16 protein-coding genes are annotated in these 19,843 nt (G+C 62.2%); 8 read left to right on the top strand and 8 right to left on the bottom strand.

What is annotated here, in order from left to right; translation table 11 throughout:
• Nucleotides 1-126 precede the first annotated feature (126 nt).
• The 3 genes from JFU58_RS15530 to JFU58_RS15520 are packed head-to-tail and all read right to left on the bottom strand — an operon-like array spanning nucleotide 127 to nucleotide 1,505.
• Nucleotides 127-342: a DUF1289 domain-containing protein gene (locus JFU58_RS15530; RefSeq protein ID WP_063032968.1), complete on the bottom strand. Its 216-nt coding sequence runs from the start codon at nucleotides 340-342 to the stop codon at nucleotides 127-129.
• Nucleotides 339-863 carry a gamma carbonic anhydrase family protein gene (locus JFU58_RS15525; protein ID WP_003209603.1) on the bottom strand — a complete coding sequence of 175 codons (525 nt, stop codon included), beginning with the start codon at nucleotides 861-863 and terminating at the stop codon, nucleotides 339-341. The genes JFU58_RS15530 and JFU58_RS15525 overlap by 4 nt, the downstream gene beginning before the upstream one ends.
• 39 nt (nucleotides 864-902) lie before the next feature.
• Complete coding sequence (locus JFU58_RS15520) at nucleotides 903-1,505, bottom strand: CoA pyrophosphatase (protein WP_003209605.1); 603 nt, start codon at nucleotides 1,503-1,505, stop codon at nucleotides 903-905.
• Nucleotides 1,506-1,651: 146 nt separating this feature from the next.
• On the opposite strand from JFU58_RS15520, the gene JFU58_RS15515 reads away from it, so the two are divergent.
• The 7 genes from JFU58_RS15515 to nagE all read left to right on the top strand — a co-directional run bounded on the left by JFU58_RS15515 (nucleotide 1,652) and on the right by nagE (nucleotide 10,165).
• Nucleotides 1,652-2,200, top strand: coding sequence for an NUDIX hydrolase (locus tag JFU58_RS15515; RefSeq protein ID WP_017478693.1), 549 nt, complete (start codon nucleotides 1,652-1,654; stop codon nucleotides 2,198-2,200).
• Between the two features lie 42 nt (nucleotides 2,201-2,242).
• Nucleotides 2,243-2,746 carry a L,D-transpeptidase family protein gene (locus tag JFU58_RS15510; protein ID WP_003209608.1) on the top strand — a complete coding sequence of 168 codons (504 nt, stop codon included), beginning with the start codon at nucleotides 2,243-2,245 and terminating at the stop codon, nucleotides 2,744-2,746.
• Between the two features lie 263 nt (nucleotides 2,747-3,009).
• Entirely contained in the window at nucleotides 3,010-3,768 is a 759-nt protein-coding gene (locus JFU58_RS15505) for a GntR family transcriptional regulator (protein WP_003209609.1), read from the top strand.
• Between the two features lie 10 nt (nucleotides 3,769-3,778).
• Nucleotides 3,779-4,885, top strand: a complete 1,107-nt coding sequence (gene nagA, locus JFU58_RS15500; protein WP_063032970.1) for an N-acetylglucosamine-6-phosphate deacetylase — start codon at nucleotides 3,779-3,781, stop codon at nucleotides 4,883-4,885.
• Nucleotides 4,866-5,888 (top strand): SIS domain-containing protein, encoded by a 1,023-nt coding sequence (locus tag JFU58_RS15495; protein WP_108083578.1) that lies wholly within the window; start codon nucleotides 4,866-4,868, stop codon nucleotides 5,886-5,888. Before nagA ends, JFU58_RS15495 begins: the two co-directional genes overlap by 20 nt.
• A gap of 36 nt (nucleotides 5,889-5,924) precedes the next feature.
• Nucleotides 5,925-8,432, top strand: a complete 2,508-nt coding sequence (gene ptsP, locus JFU58_RS15490) for a phosphoenolpyruvate--protein phosphotransferase (RefSeq protein ID WP_201141098.1) — start codon at nucleotides 5,925-5,927, stop codon at nucleotides 8,430-8,432.
• 74 nt (nucleotides 8,433-8,506) lie between these two features.
• Nucleotides 8,507-10,165: an N-acetylglucosamine-specific PTS transporter subunit IIBC gene (gene nagE, locus JFU58_RS15485; RefSeq protein WP_207198348.1), complete on the top strand. Its 1,659-nt coding sequence runs from the start codon at nucleotides 8,507-8,509 to the stop codon at nucleotides 10,163-10,165.
• A 127-nt stretch (nucleotides 10,166-10,292) separates the two neighbouring features.
• Here nagE and JFU58_RS15480 read toward each other — a convergent pair whose 3' ends face one another.
• From JFU58_RS15480 to purL, 3 genes are all read right to left on the bottom strand, one after another.
• On the bottom strand, nucleotides 10,293-10,586 hold the full coding sequence (locus JFU58_RS15480) for a DUF6124 family protein (protein WP_201141097.1): 294 nt from the start codon (nucleotides 10,584-10,586) through the stop codon (nucleotides 10,293-10,295).
• A 296-nt stretch (nucleotides 10,587-10,882) separates the two neighbouring features.
• Nucleotides 10,883-11,194 carry a YqfO family protein gene (locus JFU58_RS15475; protein ID WP_201141096.1) on the bottom strand — a complete coding sequence of 104 codons (312 nt, stop codon included), beginning with the start codon at nucleotides 11,192-11,194 and terminating at the stop codon, nucleotides 10,883-10,885.
• Nucleotides 11,195-11,198: 4 nt separating this feature from the next.
• Nucleotides 11,199-15,095, bottom strand: coding sequence for a phosphoribosylformylglycinamidine synthase (gene purL, locus JFU58_RS15470; protein WP_201141095.1), 3,897 nt, complete (start codon nucleotides 15,093-15,095; stop codon nucleotides 11,199-11,201).
• A 287-nt stretch (nucleotides 15,096-15,382) separates the two neighbouring features.
• Here purL and mltF point away from each other — a divergent pair, with 287 nt between their 5' ends.
• Entirely contained in the window at nucleotides 15,383-16,843 is a 1,461-nt protein-coding gene (gene mltF / locus JFU58_RS15465) for a membrane-bound lytic murein transglycosylase MltF (protein ID WP_201141094.1), read from the top strand.
• Between the two features lie 137 nt (nucleotides 16,844-16,980).
• On the opposite strand, the gene JFU58_RS15460 is transcribed toward mltF, so the two are convergent.
• Entirely contained in the window at nucleotides 16,981-17,283 is a 303-nt protein-coding gene (locus JFU58_RS15460) for a PTS transporter subunit EIIB (RefSeq protein WP_093201325.1), read from the bottom strand.
• Between the two features lies 1 nt (nucleotide 17,284).
• A complete protein-coding gene (gene ptsP, locus JFU58_RS15455; protein ID WP_177025478.1) occupies nucleotides 17,285-19,816 on the bottom strand; it encodes a phosphoenolpyruvate--protein phosphotransferase in 2,532 nt (843 codons plus the stop codon).
• Between the last annotated feature and the right edge of the window lie 27 nt (nucleotides 19,817-19,843).

The following is a 19,843-nucleotide window of genomic DNA, read 5'->3' as shown; positions in this document are numbered from 1 at the left end:
CACATTTGGAAATATGTCGTCTGGGCAGGCCCTTTCGCGAGCAAGCCCGCTCCCACATTTTGAACGCATTCCTCCAAGATAAACGCAATCAAATGTGGGAGCGGGCTTGCTCGCGAAAACGGTCTATCAGGCGCCGGACTTCCCCGGAATCATCCACATGAGCCCACTCGCCTTCGCCCGCTCATGGCACAACCCCAGCACCACCCGGCGCTCGGCGTTGTCCATGCGACTCCAGCGGGTAATCTCTTCCACCGTGCGCTGGCATCCCGTGCAGATATCATCGTCATCCAGCGCGCAAATGCTCACGCAAGGCGACGCTACCGGCCGTTCAGATACGGTCATTCTTCCTGCTCAACCAGATCACGGGCATACCGCTGGGAGTTATGCACATAGTGCGCAGCGCTGGCCTCGAGCATTTTCTTCTGCACGTCGGTCAGTTCCCGCACCACCTTGCCCGGCGAGCCCATCACCAGCGAACCATCGGGAATTTCCTTGCCCTCACCGATCAGAGAATTGGCGCCGATGATGCAGTGCTTGCCGATCTTCGCCCCGTTAAGAATCACCGCGTTGATGCCGATCAGGCTGTAATCGTCGACGGTGCAGCCATGCAACATGGCGTTATGGCCGATGGTCACGCCGGTGCCGAGGGTCAGCGGGTAACCCATGTCGGTGTGCATCACGCTGCCGTCCTGCACGTTGCTGTTCTTGCCGATCAGGATCAGCTCGTTGTCGCCGCGCAACACCGCGTTGAACCAGACGTTGGCGCCCTCTTCCAGCTTGACCTTGCCCACCAGCGTGGCATTGGGGGCCACCCAGCTGTTGGGATGGGTTTCGACTCGGGCGTCGCCCAGGCGGTATTTCATAGGTGGATCCTCACGGCAGGAACGATGGCCATCTGGCTCTTAGGTATTGATGAAGCTTTTCGGCGGCCGATGCAGGCTGATGTCGGCATCGTCATAGAGCAAATTGATCAGCTCGACGATCATGATCGCCGTCAGGCCCCAAATCTTGTATTCGCCAAAGCGGTAACTGGGCACGTACCAACTGCGGCCCTGGTAATCGATACGGTGGGTGTGTTCGCGGGGATCCTGGCGAAAAAACTCCAGGGGCACGCTGAACACAGCGGCGATCTCGGCGTCATTGGCCAGGTATTCAACGTAATCAGGGATAACGCCTACATAAGGCGTGACACGGATACCGTGCAGGGAAATCAGCGGGCTCAATGGGCCGATGACTTCCACCAGGCCCGGCGGCAGGCCGATTTCTTCTTCGGCTTCTCGCAGCGCGGTGAATATCAGGTCCGGGTCTTCCGGGTCGCGGCGCCCGCCAGGGAACGCCACTTCGCCGCCATGGGTCGACAGCCCGCTGGCGCGCAAGGTCAGGATCAGCTCGGGTTCGTCACTGCGGGTGATCGGCACCAGTACCGCCGCTTCCGGGAACCGACCGTCGGTCTCCAGCGTGTGGGGCGTATGATTGCTTACCCGGCGAAGTAGCTCGTCCAGCATGAGTCATCTCGGTCTGTTGGCTACCTTGCATCATGCACCAAACCGTGCGCACGCCCAACCCCAAAACCCTGGCCATGTCGCTAAACGACAACTTGCAGGCCATACCCGGTCACGCCAAGATAGGCGCACTCTCCAGGAACCCCAGCATGAACTTCTGCAGCCAGTGCGGTAAACCGGTCACCCAGCGCATTCCCGAAGGCGACGCACGCCTGCGTTATGTCTGCGATCACTGTCAGACCATTCACTACCAGAACCCCAATATCGTCGCCGGCACCGTGCCGGTGTGGGGCGACCAGGTGCTGCTGTGCCGCCGCGCCATCGAGCCGCGCCTGGGTTTCTGGACCCTGCCTGCAGGTTTTATGGAGAACGGCGAGACCGTCGAACAGGCCGCCATGCGCGAAACCATGGAAGAAGCCTGCGCCCGGGTGCGCAACCTGAGCATCTATACCCTGATCGACGTGCCGCACATCAGCCAGGTGCACATCTTCTACCGTGCCGAACTGATCGACCTGGACTTTGCCGCAGGCCCCGAAAGCCTGGAAGTGCGCTTATTCGATGAAGCCGACATCCCTTGGTCCGAGCTGGCTTTCCGCACGGTCGGGCGTACCTTAGAATGCTTTTTTGCTGACCGCCGGCAACAGTCGTATCCGGTGCGCAGCGAGTCGGTGCCGCCGCTGACCCAGTTGGCCAAATAACAATCCAGGCGGCACGTAGTCTTTTCAGGGGATACCGTTTTAATGCGTTGGTTGCTTGCTCTGATCTGCCTGTCGTTTGCCACGCTGTCGCCAGCCTCCACCCAAGTGATCCTGGGGGGCAAACCCGTCGAAAAAATCCTGGTGCTCAAGTCCGCCCATCAGTTGCAACTGATCAACGACGGCAAGCCCCTCAGGACCTACCGCATTTCCCTGGGCAAGAACCCCAAGGGCACCAAGCTGATGGAAGGCGACCGCCGAACCCCGGAAGGCTTCTACTGGATCGACTGGCGCAAGACCAGCGACCGCTTCAACCTGGCCATGCACATTTCCTACCCCAACATCAGCGACTCCGCCCGCGCCCGCCGCGAAGGGGTCAAGCCCGGCAGCATGATCATGATCCACGGCACCCCCGACGCCGAGGACTACCCCGAAGAGCTGTTCCACACCCTGGACTGGACCGACGGCTGCATCGGCATGCGCAATGTCGACATGCGCGAAGTCTGGAACCTGGTGAAAGACGGCACGATGATCGAGATTCGTCCGTAATTTTTCCGCCGCTCGTAAAATAATTCAAAAAAATTCCTGCCCCGCGCAGCGCTTGCCGGTGAATACCAGTTCACCCCGGCAAGCTGCGCGCTTCTGCTCGATAGAAAGACCTCTCTAATACCACTTGAATTGGCGCACTATTAAGGCGCCCGTAAACACTTGCCTGCACCGTTTTCGCTGCATTGACATGGTATTTAAGTGGTATTAGCTTGCGATCACTACCGGGCGACAACACTCCAATAACCGCATCGGAAACCTACACGATGAACCCCATCCTGGCCCTGCGCCCCGACGATAAACAATCGACGCCGCTGTACCTGCAACTGGCCCGTAACCTTGAAGCCGCGATTCATGCCGGCCAATGGAAATCCGAGCAGGCATTGCCGTCGGAACGCGCCCTCAGCGAGCAACTGAGCATTTCCCGAGTCACCGCCCGCAAGGCGCTGGAAGTACTGTTCGAACAAGGCCTGATCCGTCGCAGCCAAGGCTCCGGAACCTTCATCACTCCGCGCCTGGAACAGCCGCTGTCGCGCCTCTCGGGCTTCAGCGAAATGCTCCGTCTCAAGGGCTTTGTGCCGACGTCCCAGTGGCTCGAGCGCGACATCACCCCGCCGACCCATGAAGAGCTGATCCGCCTGGGCCTGTCGCCGAGTGACAAGGTCGCGCGCCTCAAGCGTTTGCGTAAGGCCGACGACACAGTGATGGCGATTGAAATGACCGCCATGCCCGCCTCCGTCCTCCCCCACCCGCAGGCCATCGGCAATTCGCTCTACGAATACCTGGAAAGCATCGGCAAGCCCATCGTGCGCGCCCTGCAACACATCCAGGCGATCAACGCCTCGGACGAGTTCGCCGCCCTGGTGGGCATCGCCCCCGGCACCGCCATGCTGCTGATGACCCGGGTGGGCTACACCGCCGACAACACCCCGATTGAAATCACCGACACCTATTGCCGCAACGACTACTACGACTTCGTCGCAGAACTGCGCCGCCACGACTATTCCGCTGAACTGCGAATTTAGAGAACTGCCCATGTCCGAAGACAACATTCTTACGCCCAACGGCTGGATTCGCGGCCGCCTGGTGCACCAGCACGGCAAGGTCACTGCCGTTGAAGGCAGCCCGTGCGACCCGGCAGACAACGACCTGCCGTATTTGCTGCCAGGCTTTATCGACCTGCATGTGCACGGCGGTGGCGGCAAAGACATCATGGAAGGCACCGATGCCTTCCACACCATCACTCGCACCCACGTACGGTTTGGCACCACCTCGCTGCTGGCCACCACCATGACCGCGCCGGTGGACGAAATCACCCGTGTGCTCGGCGAAATCGGCACCTATTGCGAGAGCCGCCCGACCGGCACCGCCCGTGTGCTCGGCGTGCACCTGGAAGGCCCCTACATCAATCCGGGAAAACTCGGCGCACAACCGAACTTCGCCCACACCGCCTTGATGGCCGAAGTCGAAGAATACCTGCGCCTGGCGCCGATCCGGGTGATCACCATTGCCCCGGAAATCGCCGGCCATGACGGCCTGATCCGCGCCCTCAGCGAACGCGGCGTGCGCATGCAGATCGGCCACACCCTGGGCAGCTACGAAGAAGGCGTCGCCGCCCTCGCCGCCGGCGCCACCAGCTTTACCCATTTGTATAACGCCATGAGCCCGCTGCATCACCGCGAGCCCGGCATCGTCGGTGCCGCATTGGCCCACGCCAAATACGCTGAGCTGATTCCCGACCTGCTGCACGTGCACCCCGGCGCCATGCGCGTGGCCCTGCGTTCGATCCCGTGCCTGTACTGCGTCACCGATTCCACCGCCGCCGCCGGCATGCCCGACGGTGAATACAAGCTGGGCAGCCACACCGTGACCAAGTGCCTGGGCGGCGTACGCCTGGCCGATGGAACGCTGGCCGGCAGCACCCTGACCATGGACCAGGCACTGCGCAACCTGGTGAAGATCGGCCTGCCGATCAGCGAAGCCTCACAACGCCTGTCGCAATTTCCTGCGGACTACCTGGGCCTCGAAGAACGCGGTCGCCTGCAACCCGGCAGCTTTGCCGACTGCGTGCGCCTGGACCGCTCCCTGCACCTCACCGACGTAATGGTCGAAGGAGAAACCATTGACTTCAAAAATGCTTGAAGAGGCCCTGGCCTCCTGCGAGGCCGTCGAGGCTCAACTGCAACGCCTGGACCCATTGCTGGAGGAAGTCGCCGGCCGCCTGCGTCGCCAGCCGCCGCAAGTGGCAATGACCATTGCTCGCGGCAGCTCGGACCACGCCGCCAGTTACTTCGCCTACCTGACCATGCAACACCTGGGGATTCCGGTGGCGTCGTTGCCGATGTCGGTGGTGACCATGCTGCAATCGCCGCTCAAGGTCAGCGGGCAAGTGGCGTTCGGTTTCTCCCAGTCGGGGCAAAGCCCGGACCTGGTCAACAGCCTGCGCCTGCTGCGCAAGCGCGGCGCCTTGAGCATCTCGATGGTCAACGCCGAAGACTCGCCACTGGAAGCCGCCTGCGAATTCCACGTGCCGCTGTGCGCCGGGCCGGAACGCAGCGTCGCCGCCACCAAAAGCTTTATCGCCACCCTGAGTGCCAGTGCCCAATTGATCGGCCACTGGAACCAGGAAGCCGAATTGCTGCAAGCCTGCCAGGCCTTGCCTGATGGTTTGCGTGAAGCGGCCAAGCAAGACTGGAGCGTGGCCATCGAAGCCCTGCGCGGCTGCCAGCAACTGATGGTGATCGGCCGTGGCGCCGGTTTTGCCATTGCCCAGGAAGCCGCGCTCAAGCTCAAGGAAACCTCGGCGATCCAGGCCGAAGCCTTCAGCAGCGCCGAAGTGCGCCATGGCCCGATGGCCCTGATCGATGACAACTACCCGCTGCTGGTCTTCGCCCCCCGTGGCGCCGAACAAGCCGGCCTGCTGAGCCTGGCCGCCGACATGCGCCAGCGCGGTGCCCGCGTGTTGCTGGCCGCTCCCGACGACATCGCCGAACGCGACCTGACCCTGAGCCGCGCCGAACACCCGGCCCTGGACCCGATCCTGGCGATCCAGAGTTTCTACGTGATGGCTGCCGGTTTGGCAGAGGCCCGGGGCATGGACCCGGACCAACCGCGTCACTTGAGCAAAGTGACCCGGACCCACTGAGTTGATTGCAGCGATTTCCTGATGAGTACCGTGCCCATGTCCCACAATAATAAAGACCTTATCCTCAGCGCTCCCCTCAGTGGGCCGGTGCTGACCCTGGGCAACGTTCCCGACGAAGTGTTCGCCAGTGGCGCCATGGGCGACGGCATTGCCATCGACCCGCTCAACGATTGCCTGCACGCGCCGTGCGACGGCGTGATCATCCACGTCGCCCGCACCGGGCACGCGCTGACCATTCGCGCCGATAACGGTGCCGAACTGCTGATGCACGTGGGCATCGACACAGTGGAATTGAATGGCGAAGGCTTTGCGCTGCTGGTCAAGCAAGGGGCGCGAGTCAGCAAGGGCCAGGCACTGGTGCAGTTTGATCTGGATCTGATTGCGCGGCAGTGCAAAAGCCTGGTCAGCCTGATCATCCTGACCAACAGCGAGTTGTTTGAGCTACGGCCGATCACCTTGAAAACAGTGAAGGTCGGCGAGCCGCTGCTGCACGTGGTTGCGCGGTTGGCCGGTGCGGCGAAAGTGATTGATGAGTCTGTCGCCGAAGCCAGCGCAACTATTCGCATCACCCATCGTGGCGGGTTGCACGCGCGCCCTGCCGCCTTGATCCGCAAGACCGCACAGGCATTCAGCAGCCAGTCGCAGCTGCATTTCGCCGGCAAGTCGGCCTCGTGCGACAGCTTGATCGGCTTGATGGGACTGGGGATTGGTGAGCAGGACGAGGTACAGGTCACTTGTCGCGGCAAGGATTGTGAAGCGGCGCTGCAAGCACTGATCGCCGCGCTGTCGGTGGCCGTCAGCGAAGAACATCACGCCCCAGTGGCCGCCGCCCCGCGACGCGCGAATACCGAGGCCGGTGTGCTGCAAGGCGTCTGCGCCGCGCCGGGTTTGGTCTGCGGCCCGCTGTTCCGCCTGAACGGAATCGAGCTGCCTGCGGACCCGGGCAACAACGTGCCGGATGAACAATTGCAGCACCTGGACAGCGCCCTGGAACAGGTGCGCGGCGAAATCCGCCACACCCTGGACCAGGCCCGTCAGCGCAAGGATGTCGAAGAAGAAGAGATCTTCTCCGCCCACCTGGCATTGCTGGAAGACCCGACCCTGCTGGAAGCCGCCACCACCGCCATCGAACATGGCAGCGCCGCCACTCACGCCTGGCGCGATGCGATCCAGGCCCAATGCGCAGTGCTGCTCGCCCTTGGCAAACCACTGTTCGCCGAACGCGCCAACGACCTGCGGGACTTGCAACAACGCGTGCTGCGGGCGCTGCTGGGCGAGGCCTGGCACTTCGAGTTGCCGCCCGGCGCGATCGTCTCGGCCCATGAATTGACCCCGTCGGACCTGCTGCAACTGAGCAAGCAAAACGCCGCCGGCATCTGCATGGCCGAAGGCGGCGCGACTTCTCATGTGGCGATTCTGGCACGGGGCAAAGGCCTGCCGTGTGTGGTCGCGTTGGGCGAGCAAGTGCTGGAGGTGCCACAGGGTCAACGGGTGGTGCTGGACGCCGCCAACGGTCGACTGGAACTGACACCGGATGATGCACGCCACGCTCAGGTTCATCAGTTGCGCGATGCACAGAAACTGCGGCGCCAACAACAGCACGCGGAGGCTCAAGGCACTGCCAGCACTCAGGATGGCGTGCGAATTGAAGTGGCCGCGAATGTCGCCTCCGGCGCCGAAGCCCAGTTAGCCTTCGAGAATGGCGCCGATGGCGTCGGCCTGCTGCGTACCGAATTCCTCTTTGTTGATCGCCGCATTGCGCCTGACGAGCAAGAGCAGCGCCAGGCCTACCAGGCTGTGCTGGATGCCATGGGTGACAAGTCTGTGATCATCCGCACCATCGACGTCGGCGGCGACAAGCAACTCGACTACCTGCCGCTGCCGTTCGAGACCAACCCGGTGCTGGGCCTGCGGGGCATTCGCATGGCGCAAGTGCGTCCGGAAGTGCTGGACCAGCAACTGCGTGCCCTGCTGCAAGTCTCGCCACTGGAACGCTGCCGGATCCTGCTGCCGATGGTCAGCGAAGTCGACGAACTGCTGCACATCCGTCAGCGCCTCGATGAACTGTGCGCCGAGCTGGAACTGACCCAGCGCCCGGAGCTGGGCGTGATGATCGAAGTCCCCGCCGCCGCGCTGATGGCTGAGCAACTGGCCGAGCACGCGGACTTTCTGTCCATCGGCACCAATGACCTGTCCCAGTACACCCTCGCCATGGACCGCGACCACGCCGGCCTCGCCGCCCGGGTCGATGCCATGCACCCGGCGCTGCTGCGGCTGATCGCCCAGACGTGCATCGGTGCGGCCAAGCATGGGCGCTGGGTCGGTGTGTGCGGGGCGTTGGCGTCCGACCCGCTGGCCACGCCGGTGCTGATCGGTCTGGGCATCAGCGAGCTGTCCGTCAGCCCGCCGCAAATCGGAGAAATCAAGGACCGTGTCCGTCACCTGGACGCCGCCCAATGCCGGCAACTGAGCCAAAGCCTGCTTAACCTGAGCAGCGCCAAAGCCGTTCGCCAAGCCTGTCAACACCACTGGCCGCTGAGCTGAAAACAACAAAAATAGGGAGACACGCCGTGTATCAACATTTTATCGAAGGGCTGCAACGCCTGGGCCGTGCGCTGATGCTGCCGATCGCGATTTTGCCGATCGCCGGCCTCCTGCTGCGACTGGGCGACACCGACTTGCTGAACATCGCGGTGATGCACGACGCCGGGCAGGCGATCTTCGCCAACCTGGCGCTGATCTTCGCCATCGGGATTGCCGTGGGTTTTGCCCGCGACAACAACGGCACGGCGGGCCTGGCGGGTGCCATTGGGTACCTGGTGATGGTCTCCACCCTCAAGGTGATGGACGCCAGCATCAACATGGGCATGCTTGCGGGGATCGCCAGCGGCTTGATGGCCGGTGCGCTGTATAACCGCTTCAAGGACATCAAACTGCCGGAGTACCTGGCGTTCTTTGGTGGGCGACGGTTTGTACCGATCGTCACCGGGTTCTCGGCGGTGGCGCTGGGGGTGATCTTTGGTTTGATCTGGCCACCGATCCAGCACGGCATCAACAGCTTCGGCGTACTGCTGATGGAAAGCGGCAGCTTTGGCGCGTTCGTGTTTGGCGTGTTCAACCGCCTGCTGATCGTCACCGGCTTGCACCATATCCTCAACAACATGGCCTGGTTTGTGTTCGGCAGCTTCACGGATCCGGTGACCGGCGCGGTAGTGACCGGCGACCTGACCCGCTACTTTGCCGGCGACCCGAAAGGCGGCCAGTTCATGACCGGCATGTTCCCGGTGATGCTGTTCGGCCTGCCGGCGGCGTGCCTGGCGATGTACCGCAATGCCCTGCCGGAGCGGCGCAAGATCATGGGCGGGATTTTCCTGTCGATGGCGTTGACCTCGTTCCTGACCGGGGTCACCGAGCCGATCGAATTCGCCTTCATGTTCCTCGCGCCATTCCTGTATCTGATCCATGCGCTACTGACCGGCTTGTCGATGGCGGTCACCAACATGCTCAACATTCACCTGGGCTTTACCTTCTCCGGCGGGTTTATCGACATGGTGCTGGGTTGGGGTAAATCCACCAACGGCTGGCTGGTGTTCCCGGTTGGGCTGGCGTATGCGGTGATCTACTACAGCGTGTTCAATTACTGCATCCGTCGCTTCAATTTGAAGACGCCGGGGCGTGAGGATATTCAGGTCGTACAGGCTGAAGCCATGACCGATAACCAACGGGCCGGGGCTTACATTCGAGCGCTGGGTGGTGCGGAGAATCTGCTGAGTGTGGGTGCTTGCACGACGCGTCTGCGGCTGGACATGGTGGATCGCAACAAGGCGGTAGATGCCGAGCTGAAAGCACTGGGTGCCATGGCGGTGGTTCGGCCGGGCAATGGCGGGAGTTTGCAGGTAGTGGTCGGGCCGATGGCGGACAGCATTGCCGATGAGATTCGGTTGGCGATGCCTTCGTATGTTGCGGCGCCTGCGGTGGTGGTAGCGCCTGTTGAGAAGAGCACACCGGTGAATGTGCATGAGGCCGAGAAATGGCTGAGTGCGCTGGGCGGTCGAGCCAATGTCTTGCAACTGGATGCGGTGGCAATGACGCGGCTGCGGGTGGAGCTGGGGGATGGTTCGGTGTTGTCGGAATCCCAACTGACGGCGCTGGGTTGCCAGGGGGTTAGCCAGCTTGAGAGTGGGGTTTGGCACTTGCTGATTGGTGACAAGGCTTCGGGATTGGGTGAGGCGTTGGAGCGGTTGGTCAGTGGCCGTGAGGTTGGGGTAAAAGCCTGAATCTTTACTGAGCATCAGGGCCTCTTCGCGAGCAAGCCCGCTCCCACATTTTGATCGGTGCCCGTCATGGCAACGCGGTCAAATGTGGGAGCGGGCTTGCTCGCGAATGGCCCTCACAGGCGCCGAATTACTCAGGCTCAGGCACCTCATACAAGTCCAGTATCCGATCCACCATCATTTGAATCCCCTCCAGCATCCGACAAATCCCCAGCGCCACATCACGGTGAGAACCGTCGACTTCAAACGCCAGATGAACCTTCAGCGCCTGCACTGAGGCAAGATCCTGAGAGGCGTTGGCCAGCAGGGTTTCGCTATCCAGATTAGGTACAAGGGTGAATAACTGATCGGCAGGTTGACTCGTCGCCTGACGGGCTGCAGCTTGAAGCGAGGCTATGGAAGATGCAGTGTTTTCGTTGACCATCGTGAAACTCCGAGAAGAATACGCTCCTAGTGATGTTTACGAGCTTGCAGTCCCGGTCACTGAATTGGCAGCGACCGGCGAAGGTTAGAGAGGCAGGTTCCGAGGGACAACCTGAAAGGCTTGTCAGAAAAATCCGAGTCGCGCCGACAAGCCAGCTCCCACAGTTGATCGCCACCAGACATGGCAACGCGGTCAAATGTGGGAGCCGGGCTTGCCCGCGATGAGGCCCTGACAGGCAACAAAAAACCCGCTGACCAAACTGGCCCAGCGGGTTTCTCGTTTTCACAACCAGCGAATCAAAAATCCGCCAACTGCCACACCTCATACGCCGGTGTCTCATACGGATGGCTCAGTTTCAACGCAGCCACGACAGCCACGATCAATTCATCCGCCACCACCAGCTCAATCTTCCATTCTTCAACCACTTCAACCTGCCCTACCTGCCCGATAAACGGCTGGCTGCCGTCCATCGCGCGGAATTGGCCCTGGCCCAGTACCTGCCAGGCGCAGCTGTCGTAGTGGCCGATACGCCCACCGCCGGCTGCGAAGACGGCGGTTTTCACCGTCTCCACATGGCTGTCGGGCACAAAGAAGGCGAGCTTGTACACCGCCTTAGTTCACCCAGACGCGAGCGTTACGGAACATGCGCATCCACGCGCCGTCTTCGTTCCACTCTTCCGGGCGCCACGAGTTCTGCACGGCGCGGAACACACGCTCCGGGTGCGGCATCATGATGGTGACGCGACCGTCGCGGCTGGTCAGGCCGGTGATCCCGCGCGGCGAGCCGTTCGGGTTGGCCGGGTAGCCTTCGGTGACCTTGCCGTGGTTGTCGACGAAACGCAGGGCCACGGTACCGGACAGGTCGGCTTCCAGCAGTGCTTCTTCGCTGGCGAACTCGGCATGGCCTTCACCGTGGGCGATGGCGATTGGCATGCGCGAACCGGCCATGCCTTGCAGGAAGATCGAGTTGGATTCCTGCACCTGAACCATCGCAACACGGGCTTCGAACTGCTCGGAACGGTTACGCACGAAGTGCGGCCAGAACTCGCTGCCCGGGATCAGTTCGCTGAGGTTGGACATCATCTGGCAACCGTTGCACACACCCAGGGTGAAGCTGTCGTTACGCTCGAAGAAACCCTGGAACGCGTCGCGGGCACGGCTGTTGAACAGGGCCGATTTGGCCCAGCCTTCACCGGCACCCAGTACGTCGCCGTAGGAGAAACCGCCGCAGGCCACGAGGCCTTTGAACTCATTGAGGTCGACGCGACCAGCGAGGATGTCGCTCATGTGCACGTCGATCGCATTGAAGCCGGCACGGTCGAACGCCGCCGCCATTTCCACCTGGCCGTTGACGCCCTGCTCACGCAGTACGGCAACTTGTGGGCGGATGCCTTTCTTGATGTAAGGCGCGGCGATGTCCTGGTTGACGTCGAAGCTGAGCTTGGTGCTCAGGCCCGGGTTGTCTTCTTCCAGGATCACGTCGAATTCCTGCTCGGCGCAGTCGGCGTTGTCACGCAGGCGCTGGATCTGGTAGCTGGTCTCGGCCCACTGGCGTTGCAGCAAGCGGCGCTGGCCTTCAAACACGGTTTCGCCGTTGAAGACGATGTTGATTTCACCATTGTTGATCGGCTGGCCAACCACGGCCACGCAGTCACCCAGGCCAGCAGCGCTGAACTGTGCGAGTACGTCTGGCGTTGCGTCCTGGCGAACCTGGATCACGGCGCCCAGTTCTTCGTTGAACAGGATTGCAGCGATGTCGGCGGAAGTTTCTGCCAGGCCATCGAGGTTCAGGTTCAGGCCGCAGTGACCGGCGAAGGCCATCTCCACGGCGCTGGTCAGCAAACCACCGTCGGAACGGTCGTGGTAAGCCAGCAGGTGACCGTCGGCGTTCAAGCCCTGGATCACGGCAAAGAAGGCTTTCAGGTCTTCGGCGTCGTCGACGTCCGGGGCCTGTTTGCCGAGCTTGCCGTGCACCTGGGCGAGGATCGAGGCGCCCATGCGGTTCTGGCCGCGACCGAGGTCGATCAGGATCAGGTCGGTGGTGCCCTTGTCCATGCGCAGTTGCGGGGTCAGGGTCTGGCGAATATCGGTAACGGGCGCAAAGCCGGTGACGATCAGCGACAGCGGCGAGGTGACGCTCTTGTCCACGCCTTCGTCGTTCCAGCGGGTGGCCATGGACATGGAGTCCTTGCCCACCGGAATGGTAATGCCCAGCTCAGGGCACAGCTCCATGCCGACCGCTTTCACGGTGTCGTACAGACGCGCATCTTCACCCGGGTGACCGGCAGCGGACATCCAGTTGGCCGACAGCTTGATGTCGGAGATCTTGGCGATACGCGACGCTGCGATGTTGGTCAGGGTTTCGCCGATGGCCATGCGGCCCGACGCCGGAGCGTCCAGCAGCGCCAGCGGAGTACGCTCGCCCATCGCCATGGCTTCACCGGTGTACACGTCGAAGCTGGTGGCGGTGACGGCAACGTCAGCCACTGGAACCTGCCACTGGCCGACCATTTGATCACGGGCAACCAGACCGGTAATGGTGCGGTCGCCGATGGTGATCAGGAAGCTTTTGCTGGCAACGGCCGGGTGGTGCAGGACGCGCTCCACGCAGTCGGCGATGGCCAGGGTCGACGGATCGAAATCGTCGCCCAGTTCGTTTTCACGCACGGCCGAACGGTGCATGCGCGGGGCTTTGCCTAGCAGCACTTCCAGCGGCATGTCTACCGGGCTGTTGCCGAAGTGGCTGTCGGTGACCGTCAGTTGCGGCTCGGCAGTGGCTTCGCCGACCACGGCAAACGGGCAGCGCTCGCGCTCGCAGATCGCCTGGAAGCGTTCGAAGTCGGCAGGGCCGACGGCCAGGACGTAACGCTCCTGGGATTCGTTGCTCCAGATTTCGTGCGGGGCCATGCCCGGCTCGTCGTTTGGAATGTTGCGCAGTTCGAAACGGCCGCCACGGTCGCCATCGTTGACCAGTTCCGGGAAGGCGTTGGACAAACCACCCGCGCCGACGTCGTGGATGAAGCTGATAGGGTTCTTGTCACCCAACTGCCAGCAACGGTCGATGACTTCCTGGCAACGGCGCTCCATCTCAGGGTTTTCACGCTGAACGGAAGCGAAGTCCAGGTCGGCCGAGCTGGTGCCGGTAGCCATGGAGGAAGCGGCGCCGCCGCCCAGGCCGATCAGCATCGCCGGGCCACCGAGGACGATCAGCTTGGAGCCGACCAGAATCTCGCCTTTCTGTACGTGCTCGGCGCGGATGTTGCCCATGCCGCCGGCCAACATGATCGGCTTGTGGTAACCGCGCACTTCATCGCCACGGGGGGTGGTGATGGACTGCTCGAAAGTACGGAAGTAACCGGTCAGGGCCGGACGCCCGAATTCGTTGTTGAACGCAGCGCCGCCCAGCGGGCCTTCGATCATGATGTCCAGTGCGGTGACGATGCGCTCAGGCTTGCCGTACGGCACTTCCCACGGCTGTTCGAAGCCCGGGATCTGCAGGTTGGACACGGTGAAGCCGGTGAGGCCAGCCTTTGGCTTGGCACCACGACCGGTTGCACCTTCGTCGCGAATCTCGCCGCCGGAACCGGTGGCTGCGCCCGGGAACGGGGCAATCGCGGTTGGGTGGTTGTGGGTCTCGACTTTCATCAGGATGTGCACCGGCTCCTGCACCGCGCCGTATTGGCGGGTCTCAGGGTCCGGGAAGAAACGGCCGGCGACGGAGCCGACGATAACCGAGGCGTTGTCCTTATACGCCGACAGAACGCCTTCGCTGTGCATCACGTAGGTGTTCTTGATCATGCCGAACAGGCTTTTTTCCTGGCTCTGGCCGTCGATGTCCCAACTGGCGTTGAAGATCTTGTGACGGCAGTGCTCGGAGTTCGCCTGGGCGAACATCATCAGTTCGATGTCGTGGGGATTGCGCTTCAGGCCGATGAAGGCGTTGACCAGGTAGTCAATTTCGTCTTCGGCCAGGGCCAGGCCCAGTTCGGTGTTGGCGGTTTCCAGGGCGGCGCGACCACCACCGAGCACGTCAATCGCGGTCAGCGGCTTGGGCTCGGCGTGGCTGAACAGACCGGCGGCCTGTTCCAGCTGGCCCACGATGATCTGGGTCATGCGGTCGTGCAGGCTGCTGGCGATCAGCTCGGCCTCGGCCTCGCTGAACTGGCCGGCTACATAGAAGGCGATCCCGCGTTCCAGGCGCTGGATTTTTTCCAGGCCGCAGTTGCGGGCGATGTCGCTGGCCTTGCTCGACCAGGGCGAGATGGTGCCGAACCGTGGCAAAACCAGGAACAAGCGGCCCGCAGGCTCTTGAACTGGAACGCTGGGACCGTACTTCAGAAGGCGCGCCAGCACTTGCTGTTCGTCGGCGGTCAAAACGCCGGTAACGTCGGCGAAGTGAGCAAATTCAGCATACAAGCCACTGACAGAAGGTACCTTCTGGCTCAGTTGCTCAAGGAGTTTGCTGTGGCGAAAGGCAGAAAGGGCAGGAGCGCCGCGCAGGATCAACATCTTCGGGACAGCCTCGGGAAGGGGGTGTGCTTTGAGGCCGTGCATTCTAGCGTAAACCGTCGCCAACGGCACCCGAAACGGCACCTATGGCCGCTGCCGGACGTCAGTTGGCATAAATCGCACGATATCAGAGGGCCATCCAGGCTATTCCGGGCAGTTATTTTAACCGTCACAATCGGCTGCCAAGCCCCGTTTCTGCGGCCTGCAGCCAAGGTTTACGGGCGCTAGCAGACAAGTGCCCCGCTGTCGAGATATGGCGCCGAGGGTCCTTTGCGTATACTGCGCAGATGTTCTCCCCTACTGCTTTACGCCCGCGATGCGCCAAATGGCTCTTCGTCACCGGACTCTTCCTGCTGCTCAGCGCGTGTGTGGATAAACCCAACACGCTCGAGCGAATCAAGGAGGATGGCGTATTGCGGGTGGTCACCCGAAACAGCCCGGCCACTTATTTCCAGGACCGTAACGGCGAAACCGGATTCGAATACGAACTGGTGAAGCGTTTCGCCGACGAGCTGGGGGTAAAGCTGGAGATCGAGACCGCTGACAACCTGGATGACCTGTTCTCACAGATCGGCAAGCCCAACGGCCCGGTACTGGCCGCCGCCGGTCTGGTCAGCAGTGAGCCGCGCCGCCAGCAAGTGCGTTTCTCCCATCCGTATCTGGAAGTCACCCCGCAGATCATCTACCGCAACGGCCAGTCCCGCCCGACCACCGCAGCAGACCTGGTGGGCAAGAAGATCATGGTGCTCAAGGGCAGCACCCACGCCGAACAACTGGCGCAGTTGAAAAATCAATTTCCCGGAATTGAATACGAAGAATCCGATGCCGTTGAGGTGGTCGACCTGTTGCGCATGGTGGACGAAGGGCAAATTGACCTGACCCTGGTGGACTCCAACGAAGTGGCGATGAACCAGGTGTACTTCCCCAACGTGCGGGTGGCCTTTGACCTCGGTGATGCCAGCCATCAAGCCTGGGCGGTCGCCTCCGGCGAAGACAACAGCCTGCTCAACGAGGTGAACAGCTACCTCGACAAGGTCGAAAAGAACGGCACCCTCCAGCGTCTGAAAGATCGCTATTACGGGCACGTGGATGTACTCGGCTACATGGGCGCCTACACCTTCGCCCAGCATTTGCAGCAGCGCCTGCCCAAGTACGAGAAACACTTCCGCGCCTATGCCAAGGAAGAAAAGGTCGACTGGCGACTGCTGGCGGCCATCGGCTACCAGGAATCACTCTGGCAGCCGGCGGTGACCTCCAAGACCGGCGTGCGCGGCCTGATGATGCTGACCCAGAACACCGCGCAGGCCATGGGCGTGTCCAACCGCCTGGACGCCAAGCAGAGCATCATGGGCGGCGCCAAGTACCTGGCCAAGATCAAGGATGAGCTGGACGACAAGATTGCCGAGCCGGACCGCACCTGGTTTGCCCTGGCGGCGTACAACGTCGGCACCGGTCACCTGGATGACGCGCGCAAGCTGGCCGAAAAGGAAGGCCTGAACCCGAACAAGTGGCTGGACGTGAAGAAAATGCTGCCACGCCTGTCGCAGAAGCAGTGGTACAGCAAGACGCGGTATGGGTATGCGCGTGGCGGAGAGCCCGTGCACTTTGTGGCGAACATCCGGCGTTACTACGACATTTTGACGTGGGTGACGCAGCCGCAGCTGGAAGGCAATCAGGTGGTGGAAGGCAACCTGCATGTGCCGGGTGTGGACAAGACCAAGCCGACTGAAGAAACTCCGCAGCTCTAATCCCCCGATTCTCCAAACACCACAAAACCAATGTGGGAGCGGGCTTGCTCGCGAATGCGGTATGTCAGCCGGCAAATGCATTAACTGACACACCGCATTCGCGAGCAAGCCCGCTCCCACATTTGATCTCCGTTGATTTATAGAGCGGTGTTCAGGCCGGTAAGCAAGTGCACTACCCCACCCGCCAACACCATCACGCCCGGCACGCCTGCCACCTTCAACGCGTTCGCATCCAACCGCCCCGCATCCTTCAATTGCACCCGCACCCGGGTCAGTGCCACCCGCTGCTGCGACGTGAGATTCTCCGCGCCGCCCAGCGCATTCAGCACCGCCGGCGCCAACGCTGTTTCACCCGCTGACGCAACAACCGCCTGTGGCGTTTCAAGCACCAGATCCGGCGTCAGGGCCTTCCAGAACGCCCGCTGAAATTTCTCGAACATGTCAGTGCTCCACAACCAATGAGGTTTCAACGGTAGCCGCGTGGTACAGGCGCAACGCCTCGCGTACCTGCGCCGCTTCTTCCAGGCCGAGCACCTGGCGAGCGATGGATTGGCAGTCCGCCAGGTCCAGCTCGCGCACGGTGGCCTTGATGGTCGGGATCAGCGGCACGCTGACCGACAACTCATCCACCCCCAACCCGATCAGCACCGGCACCGCCAGCGCTTCAGACGCCAACGCCCCGCACACGCCGACCCACTTGCCATGAGCATGGGCCGCCTTGACGGTGCTGGCGATCAGGCGCAGCACCGCCGGGTGAAAGCTGTCAGCCTGGCTGGCGAGCCGCGGGTGATCGCGGTCCATCGCCAGGGTGTATTGGGTCAGGTCGTTGGTGCCGATGGAGAAGAAATCCACCTCCGGCGCAAACAGATCGGCCATCAACGCCGCCGACGGCACTTCGATCATGATTCCCAGCTTCGGCAACTCCGTCAGCCCCAGGACCAACGCTTCCTCTTCAAGAATCTTCCGCGCCAGGCGCAATTCCGAAAGCAGGCTGACCATCGGCAACATGATGTGCAGACGGGCGAAACCGGCACTGGCGAGAATCGCGCGGAATTGTTCGCGTAGCAGTTCCGGGCGCTCCAGGCACAGGCGAATCCCGCGCAGGCCGAGGAACGGGTTGGTCTCGCTGTCCATTGGCACATAGGCCAGCGGCTTGTCGCCACCGACATCCAGGGTGCGCACCACCAGATTGCGTTCGGGGCCCAACGCACGGGCGATGGCACTGTAGGTGCCCGCCTGTTCCTCGGGGCTCGGCGCGCGGTTGCGGTCCAGATACAGGAACTCGGAACGCAGCAAACCGACGCCTTCGCCCCCCAGGGACAACGCCTGCTCCACCTCCTGCAACGACGCGACGTTGGCCGTCACTTCGACGTGATGACCGTCGCGAGTGGTGGCGGGCAATGAAGCCTGTTCCACTTCCCGCTGGCGGCGAAGCACGTGCTGTTGGCGGGTGACTTGCAGCTGCTCGATCTCGGCCAGGTCCGGGTTCAGGTGCAGCTCGCCTTTGTCGGCATCCAGCAGCACTTGTTTACCGTTGACCAACTCCAGCACCTGCGCCGGCACGCCGCAGATGGCCGGCAAACCAAGGGCGCGGGCAAGGATAGCGACGTGGCTGGTAGCGCCACCGCCCACCGTGACGAAGCCCAACACCCTGCGGGTGTCGAGGCTGGCAGTTTGCGAAGGCGTCAGTTGCTCGGCAATCAGGATCGCCTGCTCCGGTAAATCCCAGGCGCGGTCCTGAACCCCGAGGATCAGTTTCAGCACCCGCTGGCCAACGTCTGCCAGGTCGGCAGCCCGCTCGGCAAGCAAGGCATTGCCCAGGCCCTGGAAGAGCGTGGCGGTGGCTTCGGTGGCGCTGTTCCAGGCGAAGGCCGCGCTTTTGCCCTGGTCCAGCAGATCGCGGGTTTGTTCCAGCAGGGCCGGATCGTCCAGCAACTCCTGATGGGCGCGGAAGATCTCGGACTGGGCGGTGCCGATGGCCTTTTCCTGCAAGGCTTGCAGCGCCTGATTGGCGTTGTTCAGGGCATGGGTCAGGGCCGCGCGCTCCAGCGCCTCACCTTTGCCGGCTTCGGCGAAGGTCAATGCCGGTTCTTTAACCTGCACCACCTGGCCAAACGCCGAACCGGGCGAGGCACACACACCGCGCAGCATGGTCGCCGATGAATCAGGCGCCACGGGTGCAGCAGCCGGTGAATGAGCGGTGACGGCTTCCCCGCAACCTTCGGCCAGCAAGGTTACCAGCGCCTGGATCGCCGCTTCGGCGTCCTCACCTGCTGCACTGACTTGCACGATGTCACCCTGCACCGTCTGCAACGCCATGATCCGCACCAGCGACTTGGCGTTGGCGCTCTCGGTTTGCTTGTGCAGGTAAATACTCGCCTTGAAGCCTTTGGCGGCCTGCGCCAGCACCGCCGCCGGGCGCGCATGCAGGCCGTTGGCGTTGGGCAAGGTCAGTGGCTTGGAGAACAGGGCGTCACCCTCCTCGTCTTTTACCTCGTCGGCAACAGCTTGCGGCGTTACTCGCAGCAGCGGTTGCCCCACATCGACCAAACCCTGCTCGGGCGTCAGCAGCTTGAAGGGCTCACCACTGACCACCAGCATCAGGGTCAGCAAACTACGGGCATTGAGCGCTACGTAGTCGGCATCGAATTCAATCAGCGGTTGCCCGGCTTCCACCCGCTGGCCTTCCTCGACCAATCGGGTGAAACCCTTGCCCGCAAGATTCACGGTGTCCAGGCCGATATGCATCAGCACCTGGACGCCGTTGTCGTCGGTGACACTCACCGCATGACCACTGTCCTGGATATTGCTGATCACCCCGGCCAGCGGCGCGCAGAGGGTCTGCGAGGTCGGATCGATGCACAGGCCATCGCCGATCAGGCGACTGGAGAACACCGGATCAGGCACCTGGTCCAGGGCGAGCAGCACCCCGGACAACGGCGCCAGCAATTCCAGGGGTTGAGTTGTGGTCATGACTTCACCTGCTGTTTTGTTCTGTAA

Source organism: Pseudomonas sp. TH34, assembly GCF_016650865.1.
Lineage (GTDB): Bacteria > Pseudomonadota > Gammaproteobacteria > Pseudomonadales > Pseudomonadaceae > Aquipseudomonas > Aquipseudomonas yamanorum.
The sequence above is the reverse complement of the archived record's forward strand: the minus strand, read 5'-3'. Positions and strand labels throughout refer to the sequence as shown.

What these genes read in the sequence shown, in the direction of transcription:
- JFU58_RS15460 (WP_093201325.1), bottom strand. Translation starts at nt 17,283, where the DNA reads ATGTTCGAGAAATTTCAGCGGGCGTTCTGGAAGGCCCTGACGCCGGAT.
- JFU58_RS15480 (WP_201141097.1), bottom strand. Translation starts at nt 10,586, where the DNA reads ATGGTCAACGAAAACACTGCATCTTCCATAGCCTCGCTTCAAGCTGCA.
- JFU58_RS15510 (WP_003209608.1), top strand. Translation starts at nt 2,243, where the DNA reads ATGCGTTGGTTGCTTGCTCTGATCTGCCTGTCGTTTGCCACGCTGTCG.
- ptsP (WP_201141098.1), top strand. Translation starts at nt 5,925, where the DNA reads ATGTCCCACAATAATAAAGACCTTATCCTCAGCGCTCCCCTCAGTGGG.
- JFU58_RS15525 (WP_003209603.1), bottom strand. Translation starts at nt 863, where the DNA reads ATGAAATACCGCCTGGGCGACGCCCGAGTCGAAACCCATCCCAACAGC.
- JFU58_RS15530 (WP_063032968.1), bottom strand. Translation starts at nt 342, where the DNA reads ATGACCGTATCTGAACGGCCGGTAGCGTCGCCTTGCGTGAGCATTTGC.
- purL (WP_201141095.1), bottom strand. Translation starts at nt 15,095, where the DNA reads ATGTTGATCCTGCGCGGCGCTCCTGCCCTTTCTGCCTTTCGCCACAGC.
- JFU58_RS15520 (WP_003209605.1), bottom strand. Translation starts at nt 1,505, where the DNA reads ATGCTGGACGAGCTACTTCGCCGGGTAAGCAATCATACGCCCCACACG.
- nagA (WP_063032970.1), top strand. Translation starts at nt 3,779, where the DNA reads ATGTCCGAAGACAACATTCTTACGCCCAACGGCTGGATTCGCGGCCGC.
- mltF (WP_201141094.1), top strand. Translation starts at nt 15,383, where the DNA reads ATGTTCTCCCCTACTGCTTTACGCCCGCGATGCGCCAAATGGCTCTTC.
- nagE (WP_207198348.1), top strand. Translation starts at nt 8,507, where the DNA reads ATGCTGCCGATCGCGATTTTGCCGATCGCCGGCCTCCTGCTGCGACTG.
- ptsP (WP_177025478.1), bottom strand. Translation starts at nt 19,816, where the DNA reads ATGACCACAACTCAACCCCTGGAATTGCTGGCGCCGTTGTCCGGGGTG.
- JFU58_RS15505 (WP_003209609.1), top strand. Translation starts at nt 3,010, where the DNA reads ATGAACCCCATCCTGGCCCTGCGCCCCGACGATAAACAATCGACGCCG.
- JFU58_RS15515 (WP_017478693.1), top strand. Translation starts at nt 1,652, where the DNA reads ATGAACTTCTGCAGCCAGTGCGGTAAACCGGTCACCCAGCGCATTCCC.